The organism is Paucibacter sediminis (assembly GCF_030254645.1).
GTDB classification, from domain to species: Bacteria; Pseudomonadota; Gammaproteobacteria; order Burkholderiales; family Burkholderiaceae_C; genus Paucibacter_B; species Paucibacter_B sediminis.
In genome coordinates, this window is sequence record NZ_CP116346.1 from 4,708,355 (window position 1) to 4,721,339 (window position 12,985).

Below are 12,985 nucleotides of genomic sequence, written 5' to 3' on the forward strand. Positions count from 1 at the left end.
CTGTGCGCTCGGCGACTACTTATTTGCGCAGATAGTCGAAGAAGGCCTTGGAGTTGGAATCGCGGCCGAGGAAGTCGTGCACCAGCTCCTGCGCCGGCTTCTGGCCACCCTGGCCCAGCACGGTGTTGCGGTAGCGCAGGCCCACCTCGGGGCTCAGCTTGTCGGCCGCGAAGGCGGTGCGCAGGTCCATCGCCACCACCAGGCTCCAGAGGTAGCCGTAGTAGCCAGCACCATAGCCGCCGGCGATATGGGCAAAGCCGGCCGGGAACTTGCTGCCGGGCACATAGCCCAGCGGCGTGGCACCCTGCATCTTGGCCCACAGGGCCAGGGGATCGGGCACCTCCTTGCCATGCAGGGCCAGGTCATAGCTGGCGAACAGGTGCTGGCGGCCATAGGCCGAGCCCTTGCCGAATTCCTTGGCCGCCTTGGCGCGGTCCACCAGCTCGTCGGGCACGGGCTTGCAGCTCGGGCACACATCGGCCATCAGCTTCAGCACCTTCTTGTCCACCACCCAGTCCTCCAGCATCTGCGAGGGGGCTTCGACGAAGTCCAGCATCACGCTGGTGCCGCCCTGCAGCGCATAGCGGGTGTTGCTGAGGTTGTTGTGCACCGCATGGCCCAGCTCATGCAGCAGGGTTTCCATCTCGTCGATGGTGAGGCCCTTGCGGTCAAAGTTCACCACCAGAGCGGCGGTGGAGGTGCGACCGATGCGCGAGGCGCTGGAGCGCAGCGGCCACACCGCCGCATGGTTGTACTTGCCCTCGCGCGGGTACATGTCCACATAGAGGGTGGCGATCGGCTTGCCGCTGGCCGCATCGCTGACGGCAAAGGCCTTGGCCTCGGGGTGCCAGAGCTCGGCCGGCACCTCGGTGTAGCGCACGCCCATCAGCTTCTCGATCACATGCATCGCGAACTTCAGGCTCTCCTGGGCCGGGAAGTACTCGCGGAAGGCCTCCTGGTCGACGCTGAAGCGCTCCTTGCGCAGGCGCTCGGCGTAGAAGCTGCTGTCCCAGCGCTCGATCTTGGTGGCTTCGAGCGGCTGGCCCAGGTGCTTGGCCTTGGCGGCGCGCAGCTCCTCCACATCGCTGCGTTCGCGCGCGTTGACGGTGTCCTTCACCTCGTCGAGGAACTTCCAGGCGGTGGCGGCGTCCTTGGCCATGCGGCGACGCAGATTGAAGTCGACGAAGTTGCTGAAGCCGAACAGCTGCGCGTACTCGTTGCGCAGCTTGGCGATCTCGCCCAGCAGGGCCAGATTGGCGTCGCCGCCCTCGTTCTCCTTGGCGCGCCAGAGGCGCTCGCGCGCGGCGGCGTTCTCGCCGCTTTGCAGCAGCGGGCGCAGCGTCGGGTAGTCCACGCCCAGCAGCACGCGGCCCTGGGCGTCGCGCTTGGCCTTGGCCCACACGCCCTCGGGCACGCCCTTGAGCTCGTCCTCGCTGAAAGCCACCTGCACATTGGCGTCGCGGATGTTCTTGTTGAACTGCTGGTCCAGCTCGGTCAGCTTGTCGAGGATCTGCTTGGCACGCTGGCGCTTGGGCGCCGTCAGGCTCACGCCGCTGTCCTCGAAGCCGCCCAGGGCAATGCGCTGCAGCTCGCGCTCGATCGCCGTGGGCGTGGGGGCGCTCTTGAGCGCGCGGAAAATCTTCTCGTTCTGGTTGAAGCTGGAATTGAAATCCGACCAGCGCAGCGAGCAGGCCTGGGCGGCATCGCGCCCGGCGGCATCCGGGTGCACGTTCAGCACGAAGTCGATCGGGCTCAGCGTGTCCTCGACAAAGGCGTAATAGTCGTCATAAGCGGCAATCCAGCCGGCGTCGACCTTGTGGCGCTCGAGCTGGGCCACGCGCTTCTTGGCGGCGGCCAGGCCGGCATCGCAGGCGGACTTGATCTGCGCGGCGCTCTTGAGCTGGGGAAAGGCCGGGCCGGGCAGGCTGGCTTGCGCCAGCGCGTTGGCGCCGAGCAGGATGGCGCCGGCCGCGAAGGCGGCGGCGCGCAAAGGCTTGGTATTCATGCGGACTCCAGTTGCGGGGCCGCCCCCAACGTTAGGATCCGGGCGGCAAGGGCACGGATTGTGCCCGCGGGTCAAAAATCGGGCCAAAAGGCACAGCGTAGGAACCCTAGGAGGAGCGCATGACAGCAGCACAGACCAGCCGCATCCGCGTGGGCATAGGCGGCTGGAATTTCGAGCCCTGGCGCAACAATTTCTACCCGGCCGGCTGGCCGCAGGCGCGCGAGCTGGAGTACGCGAGCCGCCGGCTCAGCGCGATCGAGATCAACAGCACCTACTACAGCTCGCAATCCCCCGCCAGCTTCGCGCGCTGGCGCGCGCAGACGCCCGACGACTTCATGTTCTCGCTCAAGGCCTCGCGCTTTGCCACCAACCGGCGCGTGCTGGCCGAGGCCGGCGAATCGGTGCAGCGCTTCGTACACAGCGGCATTGCCGAGCTGGGCGACAAGCTGGGGCCCATCGTCTGGCAGTTCGCGCCCAGCAAACGCTTCGATGCCGAGGACTTCGCAGCCTTCCTGGCCCTGCTGCCCGCGGCGGTGGACGGCATTGCGCTGCGGCACGCGCTGGATGTGCGGCATGCCAGCTTTCTGTGCCCCGAGTACCTGGCCCTGGCCAGGCGCCATGGCGTGGCCAGCGTGTTCACCGACTCGGACGACTACCCCAGCTTTGCCGACTTGAGCGGCGACTTCGTCTACACGCGCATGATGCGCACCCAGGCCGAGCTGCCCGAGGGCTGCACGCCGCAGGCCCTGGATGCGATCGCAGCCTGTGCCCAGGCCTGGCATGCCGGCCACGAGCCCGCCGCGCTGCCGCGCGTGCAGGCACCCGCGCCGGCAACTGCGCTGACAACTGCGCCGCGCGATGTCTTCATGTTCTTCATCAGCGGCGCCAAGGAGCGCGCGCCCGCGGCCGCGATGGCCCTGGAGCAGCGGCTCAGGCCGGATTAGGCACCAAGCAGCTCGCTGATCTGGCGCAGCGCCGCCGGGTCGTCCATGGTGCTGAGATCGCCCGGATCGCGCCCCTCGCAGACCGCCTGGATGGCGCGCCGCAGCAGCTTGCCCGAGCGCGTCTTGGGCAGCACATTGACGAAGCGCACGCGCGCCGGGCGCGCCACCGCGCCCAGCTGCTCGTCCACCAGCTTCATGATCTCGCCCTCCTGGGCCAGCGCGGCCTGCGGCGTGGCGGCGCGGCTGGCGTCCTTGAGCACCGCGAAGGCCATCGCCACCTGACCCTTGAGCTGGTCGGCCACGCCCACCACCGCCACCTCGGCCACATTGGGATGGCTGGAGATGCTCTCCTCGATCTCGCGCGTGCCGAGGCGGTGGCCGGCCACATTGATCACGTCGTCGGTGCGGCCGAGGATGTAGAAATAGCCGTCGGCATCGCGGATGCCCCAGTCGAAGGTCGAATACAGCTGCTGGCCCGGGATGCTGGACCAGTAGGTGTTGACGAAGCGCGCATCGTCGCGCCACACCGTCTGCAGGCAGCCGGGCGGCAAGGGGCCGGCGATCGCCACCACGCCCTTCTGGTTCGGGGCCGTCAGCTCCGCGCCGCTGTTCTCGTCCAGCAGCTTGACGTTGAAGCCATACATGGCCACGCCGGGCGAGCCGAACTTGCTGGCCTTGGTCTCCACGCCATTGGCGATCGAGAGGATGGGCCAGCCGGTCTCGGTCTGCCAGTAGTTGTCGATGATGGGGCGGCCCAGCGCCTCGGCGATCCACTTGGCGGTGGGTTCGTCGAGCGGCTCGCCGGCCAGGAAGAGCGCACGCAGCGAGCTCAGGTCGTATTTGCTCAGGTAGGCCGGATCCTGCTTCTTCAGCACCCGCACCGCGGTAGGCGCGCTGAACATCACCGTGACCCGGTACTTCTCCACCAGGCTCCACCAGACGCCGGCGTCCGGCCGGGTGGGCAGGCCCTCGTACATGATGGTGGCCATGCCCGCCAGCAGCGGGCCGTAGATGATGTAGCTGTGGCCCACCACCCAGCCGATGTCGCTGGTGGAGAAATAGGTCTCGCCCGGCCGGCCGCAGTAGATGTGCTGCATGCTGGCGGCCAGCGCCACCGCATAGCCGCCGGTGTCGCGCTGCACGCCCTTGGGCTTGCCGGTGGTGCCGCTGGTGTAGAGCGTGTAGCTGGGCGCGTTGGCCTCCAGCCAGGTGCAGGGTACCTGGGCGTCGAGGTGCTGCTCGCGCAGCGCGGCGTAGTCGAGGTCGCGGCCGGCCACGCGCTCGAAGGGCGCGAGGCCGCGGTCCACCATCAGCACCGCGCCCGGCTTGTGGCGTGCCAGCTGGATGGCCTCGTCCAGCAGATGCTTGTAGGGCACGACCTTGCCCGAGCGGCTGCCGGCATCGGCGCTGACGATCAGCGCCGGCTCGGCATCGTCGATGCGGCTGGCCAGGCTGTGGCTGGCGAAGCCGCCGAACACCACGGAATGGATCGCGCCGATGCGCGCGCAGGCCAGCATCGCAAACGCGGCCTCGGGAATCATGGGCATGTAGATCAGCACCCGGTCGCCCTGGCTCACGCCCTGGGCCAGCAGGATGGCGGCCATGCGCTCGACCTCGCGCTGCAGCGCGCTGAAGCTGTAGATGCGCTCCTGGTCCACCTCGGTGGAGACCCAGATCAGCGCGTTCTGCTCGCCACGGTCGCGCGCATGGCGGTCCACCGCGTTGTGGCAGAGATTGGTTTCGCCACCGACGAACCAGCGCGCAAACGGCGGCCGGCTGTAGTCGCACACCTGCTCGAAGGGGCGATGCCATTCGATCGCCCGGGCCTGCTCGGCCCAGAAGGCATCGCGATCCTCGATCGAGCGGCGGTAGAACTCGGCGTAAGACGAAGTGGACATGCGCGAACTCCCAAACAATGCTTGGCGCGCATTTCATGCAGAGGGACTGACGACAGCCTGACCCGCCGTGCAAAGCTGCACGCGACTTGAGCTTGCGCAAGGCGCCGGCCCCATGAGCCTGTGGTCCAATGCGGGTATTCCCGCATTTTGCAATTTCAAAACCGGCCCCGGGCTTACCCGGAGTTTTACATCCTCTTGCTTGACACCCCGGACAGCCCCTCCTTAAGCTGCGCGCCGGACACCATGACAGTCGCGCGCCGCTTCCCCTCCCCCACCCGCCCTGCCCGTCTCAAGCCACTGGCTTGCGGGCTGAGCCTGTGCGCGGGTCTGCTGGGCAGCGGGGCCTGGGCACAGCAAGCGCCGCAAAACCTGACCCCACCGCCCGGCACGATGACCGGCGCCTATGGCCAGAGCCTGCTGCAACAAGCGCCCGCGGCCGTCGCGCCGGCCCCGGCGACAGCTGGCCAAAATGCCACCAACGCCACCGACGCCGTCTCGCGTTTTCTGCAGGAGCGCGGCCTCCTGAGCCAGGCGCAGCTGGAGTCCAACAAATTCCTCAGCTCGGTGCGCGATACCGCCTCCGACCTGGTGCTGTCGGCGATGAACTTCCTCGGCGTGCCCTACAAGCGCGGCGGCAATTCGATCGACAGCGGTTTCGATTGCAGCGGCTTCACCCGCCACATCTTCGAAAAGAGCGTGGGCCTGGTGCTGCCGCACCGCGCCGACGAGCAGGCCCGGCTCTCCAGCCTGATGCCCATCAAGCAGGACGAGCTCAAGCCCGGCGACCTGGTGTTCTTCAACACCATGCGCCGCACCTTCTCGCATGTGGGCATCTATGTGGGCGAGGGCAAATTCATCCACGCCCCGCGCACCGGCAGCGCCGTGCGCGTGGAAGACATGCGCGAGGCCTACTGGGCCAAGCGCTTCACCGGCGCGCGCCGCGCCGACCTGGGCAGCGCCGTCGACGCCAGCACCTTGCTGCGCTGAGCGCACTCGAAGGGGCCCCCGCGCATGCGGCCAAGGGTTCTCTTGATGACCATCAAGCCGCCTGCCGTGCGAGCATGGCAGCATGATGATCTTCATGCCCAACAAACATACCGAGAAAGCCCTGCAGGAGTCGCGCCGCTTCGGCGTCAAGCCCGTGCCCGTGTTGCGCCCGCTGGGCTGGCTGGCGCGCGGCTGGGCCGATCTGGTGCATTGCCCCGGCCCCTCGCTGCTGCACGGCCTGGTGCTGGCGCTGGCCGGCGCCGCCATCTTCATGCTGGCGCGCCACCGCTTCTGGCTGCTGGCCGGCGCCTTCAGCGGCTTCCTGCTGGTCGCCCCCATCCTGGCCACCGGCCTCTACGCGATCAGCCGTGAGCTGGAGCGCGGCCGGCGCGCGACGCTCGCCACCGTGCTGCAAGTCTGGAAGCCGCGCGACGGCCGCCTGGTGGGCTTCGGCCTGCTGCTGGCCCTGGCCGGCAGCGGATGGGTGCTGACCTCGGCGGCGCTCATCACCGGCTTTGCCGGCGTGCCCATCACCAAGCCGCTGGATTTCGTGCGCCATGTGGTGCTGAACGAGGGCTCGCACCTGTTCGAAGCCTGGCTGGCGCTGGGCGCGGTGCTGGCCGCGCCGGTGTTTGCCTCCACCCTGATTGCCGTGCCGCTGCTGCTGGATCGCCAGATCAGCGTGCTCGGCGCCGTCTTCACCAGCTGGCGCGCGGTGATGGAATACCCGGCGCCGGTGGCGCTGTGGGCCGCCCTCATCATGGCCCTGACCCTCGTGGGCATGGCCACCCTGATGCTGGGCCTGGTGGTGATCCTGCCCTGGCTGGGCCACGCCAGTTGGCATGCCTACCGCGACCTGGTGGATACCTCGGGCATGGCCCGCATCGATTGAAGCAAGACCTGACCCCATGTTCGGATACTCGGAAGAGCAGATCGCGCAATTCGGCCTGACGTTCGGCGTCACGGCCTTCATGCTCTACATGGTGTTCATCATCCTGCAGCTGGCGCGCGAGTCCAAGGCCGGCAAGTTCGGCACCTTCATCCTGCTGCTGGGCCTGGGTTTCGGCCTGGTGGGCTTTGCCGCCAAGGGCCTGATCAAGTACTTCCTGAGTGGCCTGGGCGAATGAGCAATAGCAACAAAGCCGGCACGCGCAGCTTCCGCCACTCGCTGTTCGAGGATGCCCAGGCCCTCATCACCGGCACCCTGTTCGTGGCGCTGGGCGTGGCGCTGTTCAAGCAGGCCGGCATGCTCACCGGCGGCACGGTGGGCATCGCCTTCCTGCTGCACTACGCCAGCGGCCTGCCCTTCGGCGCGCTGTTCTTCTGCCTGAACCTGCCTTTCTACTGGCTGGCCTACCGCCGCATGGGCCTGGCCTTCACGGTCAAGACCGTCTGCGCGGTGACGCTGATGTCGCTGCTGGCCGAGGTGCTGCCGCGCTGGCTGCAGTTTGCGCAGCTGAACATCTGGTTTGCCGCGATTGCCGGCGGCCTGCTGATCGGCGCCGGCATGCTGATCCTGTTCCGCCACAAGGCCAGCCTGGGCGGGCTCAACATCCTGGTGCTGTTCCTGCAGGAAAAGCGCGGCTGGCGCGCCGGCTATGTGCAGGCGGCGCTCGACGCGGCGATCCTCCTGAGTTCGCTCGCCTGGGTGGCGCCGGAGCGCATCGGCCTGTCGCTGATCGGCATGGCGGCCATGAATGCCGCGCTGGCGGTGAACCACCGTCCCGGGCGCTATCTGGCTATTTGAGATCCCCAGCCAGGCTGGCCAGGGTCTCGGCCGGGATCTGGGCATGGATGGGATAGTTGGCGTGGTCGCAGCCCAGCTTGGCGGCCGCGCCGGCGCGCAGCGCCTCGCGCATCGCGGGCGTGAACTCGAAGCGCACGAAATGCACGGCCGAGGTCTTCTCGGCGTTCTCGCGCTCCAGATCCTCGTCGGCGATCGCGTAGACGCGTGCATGGCCCTCGACCTCGACGAACAGGCGGTCCTCCACGCCGATCAGCCGCGCCAGCTCGCGCTTGCGCTCATGCGGGTCGGGATACTCGAGCAGCATGGTGGCCTTCCAGTTCGTGCCATCGGGCACCAAGGGCAGGTAGGCGTCCAGCTCGCCCTGTATGCCCTCCTCCTCGAAGATCTTCTCGATGCGCAGCATCTCCTGGATCTGATAACGGATGGTCTGCTCGTCCTCGAACTGCAAGCTCATGTGCTCGCCCAGGGCCACGCTGCGCAGGCGGCGGTGTGCGATCACCGCGCCGTGGTGCTGCTTGCGGTGCCGGGCATAGGCCTCCAGGGTCATGAGGCTGTCGCGGGTGATGGTCATGTGCTCGCTCGTCTTCCTAGGTCAATCCATAGGCCATGCGCAAGAGGCTCAGCGGGTGAGCCAGATGCCTGGCCGGCGTACCGGCCTGCTGCATGCCCTGGGCGATGTGGTGGCCGGCCAGCGCGCAATCGCTGGCGATATGGTCGGGCTCGTCCTTGGCCATGGCCTTGAAGACCGGCTTGCCGATCTTCATCGCCACCGGGTGGTAGGGCGTCTTCACGCCATAGGTGCCGGCATGGCCCGAGCAACGCTCCACGGTGTTGAGCTGCACGCTCACCGTCTGGCCGATCAGCTTGAACATCTCCTCGGTCTTGCGGCCGATCTTCTGCACCCGGCCATGGCAGGGGATGTGGTAGCTGACCTTGCCCAGCGCCGCCTTGAAATCGGTTTTCAAGAGGCCGTCCTTGTGGCGCGCGATCAGGTACTCGAAGGGGTCCCAGACCGCCTCCATCACCAGCTGCACATCGGCCTCGTCCGGGAACATCAGCGGCAGCTCCTGCTTGAACATCAGGGTGCAGCTGGGGATGGCCGAGAGGATGGCATAGCCCTCGCGCGCATAGCGCGCCAGCACCGGGATGTTGGCGTCCTTGTGCTTCTCCACCGTGGCCAGATCGCCCAGCTCCAGCTTGGGCATGCCGCAGCATTTCTCCTTCTCGACGATCACGTAGGGGATGTCGTTGTGGGCCAGCACCTTGAGCAGGTCGTGGCCGATGCCGGGCTCGTTGTAGTTGATGTAGCAGGTCGCGAAGATCGCCACCTTGCCGGGCGTGCGCTCGCCATGCGTGGCCGGGCCCTCACCTGCACTTTTGGCCGCGCCCCAGCGAAAGCGCTGGCCGGCCAGCTCGGGCATCCAGGCCTCGGGATGCACGCCCAGGGCCGCGTCCATGGCCTGGCGCGCCACGCGGGTCTTGTTGACGGCATTCACCAGCTGCACCACCACCGGGATGCCGGCGAACTGGCCGTGCACATCGGTGGAGGCCAAGAAGCGCTCGCCCGCGCCCACCTCGCCCTTGCGGAACTTGATCGCCTTGGCACGCAGCATGGTGTGCGGGAAGTCCAGGTTCCAGACATGCGGCGGCACATAGGGGCACTTGGTCATGTAGCAGAGGTCGCAGAGATAGCACTGGTCCACGACCTTCCAGAAATCCTGCTTGGCCACGCCGTCGAGCTCGCCGGTCTTGCCCTCGTCCACCAGGTCGAACAGCGTCGGGAAACTCTGGCACAGGCTCACGCAACGGCGGCAGCCGTGGCAGATGTCGAAGATGCGCTCCATCTCGTGCAGGCATTGCTGCTCGTCGTAGAAGGCGGGGTTCTTCCAGTCCAGTGGATGCCGGGTGGGGGCTTCGAGATTGCCTTCGCGCTTGCTCGTCATGCTTTGCTCCCGCATACAGGGGCGGCGTCCTGAAAACTTGTTCAGGGCGCCGCCACAGCCCTCCTCACATGTCTACCAGGGCATCCAGGGCCTTCTGGTAGCGGTTGGCATGCGAGCGCTCGGCCTTGGCCAGCGTCTCGAACCAATCGGCGATCTCGTCAAAGCCCTCGCTGCGCGCGGTCTTGGCCATGCCCGGGTACATGTCGGTGTACTCGTGCGTCTCGCCGGCCACCGCGGCCTTGAGGTTGTCGCGCGTCGGCCCGATCGGCAGGCCGGTAGCCGGGTCGCCCACGGCCTCGAGAAACTCCAGATGGCCATGCGCATGGCCGGTCTCGCCCTCGGCGGTGGAGCGGAACAGCGCGGCCACATCGTTCTGGCCCTCGATGTCCGCCTTGTTCGCGAAGTAGAGGTAGCGTCGGTTCGCCTGCGATTCACCCGCAAACGCGTCCTTCAGGTTCTGCTCGGTTTTCGATCCTTTCAAGCCCATGTCGCTCTCCAGTGATGGTTGGTCGGTCGGTGGCTGCCTGAGAGGCCCGAAACTGCGACACCCAGCAGCACAGGGCGACGCTAACTCAAGCCACCAGGGCCCGCCAATACCAAGAATCAATCTGGCTCATAGCAGTGCGCTATACCAGCGCAGGTCCAGCAGCTTGCGCGCCAGCTGGTGGCTGCGCCCCTGCGGGTCGGCCAGGTCGTGCAGCACGGTGAAGTGGTTGAGCCCGGGCAGCGTCTCGCACACCGGCACCGCACGCTCGCCCCAGGCGCGGCGGATGGCGCTGTTCTGCTGCAGGAACTCCTCGCTCTCGGCCCCGCCCACCAGGGCGTAGAGGGGCGAATCGGGGGCCGGGAAATTCACCGGGCTGAGGCGGCGCACCGCATCGGCGCCGAGCTGCAGATCGCGCTGCAGATAGGGCGTCTGGCGGAGCGGCGCCAGATCATGCAGGCCCGAGAGCGAGAGCACACCCTTGACCAGCTGACGCGGCAGGTCGGGCGCCACGGCCTTCCAGTCGCAGCAGCTCAGCATCGCGGCCAGATGGCCGCCGGCCGAATGCCCGGCCAGCACGATCTGGTTCGGGTCGCCGCCGAAATCGGCGATGTTGCGCCACACCCAGGCCAGCGCCTGGGTCAGCTGCAAGGGGATGCGCTCCATGCTGACGCCCGGGCACAGGCTGTAGTTGGGCAGCACCACCAGGGCACCCTCGTCGGTGAAGGCGGGCGCGATGAAGGAATGATCGGCCTTGTCCAGCGCACGCCAGTAGCCGCCATGCAGGAACACCAGCACCGGCGCCTTGGCGCTCTCGGTGCGGAACAGGTCCAGGCGCTCGTCGGGCCCGGCGCCGTAGGCCAGGTCCAGCTCGCAGGCCACTTGCTCGCGCACCAGTTGCGAGGCCCGCTGCCAGCGCTCCAGCAGCACCGCGCTGTCGGCCACGCGGGCACGGTTGTTGTACTGGGCATCGAACCATTCGGGCGACCGGCTGGACATGAAATCCTCCGCAAACAAGACCCAGGTAGTTTCCCCAGGTCGGGCAGGCCCGCGCTACCGCAAAAGCCCTAGGACTGTGGCTATACTTTCTCTGCGTTGGGGGGGTAGCTCAGCTGGGAGAGCGCCGCGTTCGCAATGCGGAGGTCGGGAGTTCGATCCTCCTCCTCTCCACCACAATTTTCCCTTGTTGATCAAGGACTGACGGCACTCGATTGAGTGCCGTTTGCTTTTGGATTTTAGGTTTGAGGACGCTATGGGGAATGGACCCCAGGGGCTGGGTAAGCGGCCTCCCCAGCGCCACACCGGGCACAGCCCTGGGACCGTGGTGCCACTCAATCCGCTGGCCCAGTACCTACGCACTCGCCAACAGACCCGCACAAGCACGCTATGGAAGCACATCAATGATGGGCCTGATGACAGCCTGGGCTTCGGTAGATGAGTAGCACTCCCTCGCCCACTCTGCGCACATCGCTCGCCATAGGGACTCGGCGCCATAGCGCATGTTGTTCGCAGCGAACTTCACCCATTCGTGGTGGTCAAGTGTCATCGCGTTGGTACAGGCGTCATGCACGAGCGAAGTGTCTCGATTCACAAGTGCCCAAAGATTTGCCCAATTCTTCGCTCGCAGGCCCTTGAATACGACCTGCTCAGGGGCATCCCCACCAGGTAGCGGATAGCACCCCGGTCCCGGGTCCGTGTCGCCGTCGACGAACACGCACGTGGGCCTCGTGAACCGCTTGCTTGCGACCATCGTGCCGAGAGCAAGTCCCACATTCGATGCCCCGTAGGGCACAACGGCACACCGCGGCATGACATGCTCGCCATAGCGAGAGAGGATTTCCTCCGCGAAAATTCTTGCTGCGTCGTCTTCGACGTAAACGTCGCACTCGGGATAGGCGTCGTCGTCCATCTTGGTCATCGCAAATTCGGGGCTGATACCGCCCACTATCTGCTTGACGGTTTTTGAACCATTGCTTGTGCGCAAGATGCACAGTCGAGCCTCCAGCGGGAGCTCGTCGAGCACATATGGCGAATGCGTCGTTAGGATGATCTGGCACTCTTGAAGACGGCACTGCTCGGCCAGGTCACGAATGAGCCGGCGTTGGGCCCTGGGATGCAGCGACGACTCGATTTCGTCGATGAGCACTAAGCCGTACTTTGGCAGTTCGATGCTCAACAGTTCAGAAACGGTAATCAGGCCTGAGCCCTGGTGATAGCCGGAATACTGGAACTGCTTCTCGCTGACGACGGGAACCTCACGTACATCGTCGATGCTGGATAGGGCCATGCGAGCAGATTCGTACTCCTGCCCCATTACGAATGACAGACGCTTAACCTTGTCAGCGTCGAAGGGCTTCGCCGATTGTTCATGGTGCATGGACTTCGCAATGCGGGCATAGCCCACGCGCGCGCCCACAGGTTGAATGCGGTTCAAGTCTTCGTACTTGACGACTCGCTTCGGCCGTTCAGTCTGGCCGAGCCAGCGAGTAGAGGGCTTGCGCAGCGAGCCATCAAAGTTGTCGTTTCCTTGCGAGTAGCCGTACTTGATCGTGACTCCCCTCAGTTCGTCCCACGCGGTGTCTGGGAAGAACTCAGTGGGGTAGAAGGTTCGAGCTTCACCCACATAGGCGCACGCAGCGGCCTGAAGCACTGTGCTCTTGCCAGACCCGTTCTCACCGATCACCGCAACGATGGGGAAGTCGAACGATATGCGCTGCTTCTCCCAGCCACGCATGTTGTCAATTTCCAGCCAGTTCAGCCGCTTCGGCCAGCCTTGCTTGCTAGACCACTTCTTCTGCAGTCGTCGTATCTCGTCGTGTACAGCCATGACTCGCTCCATTCAAGGTCTTCAGCGAGTCCAACCTAGCTCAGAGGCCCCGCCAGCGCGAGACTTTACGTCATTTAATTTTCATATGGGAAAATTATTTGGCAAGTTGCCTGCCTCTGTGGCCTGGAGAGCGCGCCCTCTCTGCCATGG

General features: G+C 66.1%; 12 protein-coding genes and 1 tRNA gene. 6 read left to right on the top strand and 7 right to left on the bottom strand.

Annotated features, from left to right (window positions below; all coding sequences use genetic code 11):
* Positions 1-19: 19 nt before the first annotated feature.
* On the bottom strand, positions 20-2,005 hold the full coding sequence (locus PFX98_RS21865; protein ID WP_285232588.1) for a M3 family metallopeptidase: 1,986 nt from the start codon (positions 2,003-2,005) through the stop codon (positions 20-22).
* Between the two features lie 119 nt (positions 2,006-2,124).
* Between PFX98_RS21865 and PFX98_RS21870 the strand changes: the two genes are divergently transcribed.
* Positions 2,125-2,949 carry a DUF72 domain-containing protein gene (locus tag PFX98_RS21870; protein ID WP_285232589.1) on the top strand — a complete coding sequence of 275 codons (825 nt, stop codon included), beginning with the start codon at positions 2,125-2,127 and terminating at the stop codon, positions 2,947-2,949.
* Here PFX98_RS21870 and PFX98_RS21875 read toward each other — a convergent pair.
* A complete protein-coding gene (locus PFX98_RS21875; RefSeq protein ID WP_285232590.1) occupies positions 2,946-4,847 on the bottom strand; it encodes a propionate--CoA ligase in 1,902 nt (633 codons plus the stop codon). The two genes, PFX98_RS21870 and PFX98_RS21875, sit on opposite strands and share 4 nt — an antisense overlap.
* Before the next feature lie 243 nt (positions 4,848-5,090).
* Between PFX98_RS21875 and PFX98_RS21880 the strand changes: the two genes are divergently transcribed.
* The 4 genes from PFX98_RS21880 to PFX98_RS21895 all read left to right on the top strand — a co-directional run bounded on the left by PFX98_RS21880 (position 5,091) and on the right by PFX98_RS21895 (position 7,581).
* A complete protein-coding gene (locus PFX98_RS21880) occupies positions 5,091-5,834 on the top strand; it encodes a C40 family peptidase (RefSeq protein WP_342399163.1) in 744 nt (247 codons plus the stop codon).
* Positions 5,835-5,928: 94 nt separating this feature from the next.
* Positions 5,929-6,726 carry a DUF2189 domain-containing protein gene (locus PFX98_RS21885; protein WP_285232591.1) on the top strand — a complete coding sequence of 266 codons (798 nt, stop codon included), beginning with the start codon at positions 5,929-5,931 and terminating at the stop codon, positions 6,724-6,726.
* Positions 6,727-6,742: 16 nt separating this feature from the next.
* Positions 6,743-6,961, top strand: coding sequence for a DUF2788 domain-containing protein (locus PFX98_RS21890; protein WP_285232592.1), 219 nt, complete (start codon positions 6,743-6,745; stop codon positions 6,959-6,961).
* Positions 6,958-7,581, top strand: coding sequence for a YitT family protein (locus tag PFX98_RS21895; protein WP_285232593.1), 624 nt, complete (start codon positions 6,958-6,960; stop codon positions 7,579-7,581). The genes PFX98_RS21890 and PFX98_RS21895 overlap by 4 nt, the downstream gene beginning before the upstream one ends.
* On the opposite strand, the gene PFX98_RS21900 is transcribed toward PFX98_RS21895, so the two are convergent.
* The 4 genes from PFX98_RS21900 to PFX98_RS21915 all read right to left on the bottom strand — a co-directional run bounded on the left by PFX98_RS21900 (position 7,574) and on the right by PFX98_RS21915 (position 11,007).
* Positions 7,574-8,152 (bottom strand): DUF3501 family protein, encoded by a 579-nt coding sequence (locus PFX98_RS21900; protein ID WP_285232594.1) that lies wholly within the window; start codon positions 8,150-8,152, stop codon positions 7,574-7,576. The two genes, PFX98_RS21895 and PFX98_RS21900, sit on opposite strands and share 8 nt — an antisense overlap.
* Positions 8,153-8,168: 16 nt before the next feature.
* Positions 8,169-9,524 carry a (Fe-S)-binding protein gene (locus tag PFX98_RS21905; RefSeq protein ID WP_285232595.1) on the bottom strand — a complete coding sequence of 452 codons (1,356 nt, stop codon included), beginning with the start codon at positions 9,522-9,524 and terminating at the stop codon, positions 8,169-8,171.
* Between the two features lie 64 nt (positions 9,525-9,588).
* Positions 9,589-10,011, bottom strand: coding sequence for a rubrerythrin family protein (locus PFX98_RS21910; protein ID WP_285232596.1), 423 nt, complete (start codon positions 10,009-10,011; stop codon positions 9,589-9,591).
* Between the two features lie 126 nt (positions 10,012-10,137).
* Entirely contained in the window at positions 10,138-11,007 is an 870-nt protein-coding gene (locus PFX98_RS21915) for an alpha/beta hydrolase (RefSeq protein ID WP_285232597.1), read from the bottom strand.
* A 98-nt stretch (positions 11,008-11,105) separates the two neighbouring features.
* Here PFX98_RS21915 and PFX98_RS21920 point away from each other — a divergent pair.
* Positions 11,106-11,181, top strand: a tRNA-Ala gene (locus PFX98_RS21920).
* A gap of 211 nt (positions 11,182-11,392) precedes the next feature.
* On the opposite strand, the gene PFX98_RS21925 is transcribed toward PFX98_RS21920, so the two are convergent.
* Entirely contained in the window at positions 11,393-12,835 is a 1,443-nt protein-coding gene (locus tag PFX98_RS21925; protein ID WP_285232598.1) for an ATP-dependent nuclease, read from the bottom strand.
* Positions 12,836-12,985: the final 150 nt, after the last annotated feature.

What these genes read in the sequence shown, in the direction of transcription:
- PFX98_RS21875 (WP_285232590.1), bottom strand. Translation starts at nt 4,847, where the DNA reads ATGTCCACTTCGTCTTACGCCGAGTTCTACCGCCGCTCGATCGAGGAT.
- PFX98_RS21910 (WP_285232596.1), bottom strand. Translation starts at nt 10,011, where the DNA reads ATGGGCTTGAAAGGATCGAAAACCGAGCAGAACCTGAAGGACGCGTTT.
- PFX98_RS21865 (WP_285232588.1), bottom strand. Translation starts at nt 2,005, where the DNA reads ATGAATACCAAGCCTTTGCGCGCCGCCGCCTTCGCGGCCGGCGCCATC.
- PFX98_RS21900 (WP_285232594.1), bottom strand. Translation starts at nt 8,152, where the DNA reads ATGACCATCACCCGCGACAGCCTCATGACCCTGGAGGCCTATGCCCGG.
- PFX98_RS21885 (WP_285232591.1), top strand. Translation starts at nt 5,929, where the DNA reads ATGCCCAACAAACATACCGAGAAAGCCCTGCAGGAGTCGCGCCGCTTC.
- PFX98_RS21870 (WP_285232589.1), top strand. Translation starts at nt 2,125, where the DNA reads ATGACAGCAGCACAGACCAGCCGCATCCGCGTGGGCATAGGCGGCTGG.
- PFX98_RS21915 (WP_285232597.1), bottom strand. Translation starts at nt 11,007, where the DNA reads ATGTCCAGCCGGTCGCCCGAATGGTTCGATGCCCAGTACAACAACCGT.
- PFX98_RS21905 (WP_285232595.1), bottom strand. Translation starts at nt 9,524, where the DNA reads ATGACGAGCAAGCGCGAAGGCAATCTCGAAGCCCCCACCCGGCATCCA.
- PFX98_RS21880 (WP_342399163.1), top strand. Translation starts at nt 5,091, where the DNA reads ATGACAGTCGCGCGCCGCTTCCCCTCCCCCACCCGCCCTGCCCGTCTC.
- PFX98_RS21890 (WP_285232592.1), top strand. Translation starts at nt 6,743, where the DNA reads ATGTTCGGATACTCGGAAGAGCAGATCGCGCAATTCGGCCTGACGTTC.
- PFX98_RS21895 (WP_285232593.1), top strand. Translation starts at nt 6,958, where the DNA reads ATGAGCAATAGCAACAAAGCCGGCACGCGCAGCTTCCGCCACTCGCTG.
- PFX98_RS21925 (WP_285232598.1), bottom strand. Translation starts at nt 12,835, where the DNA reads ATGGCTGTACACGACGAGATACGACGACTGCAGAAGAAGTGGTCTAGC.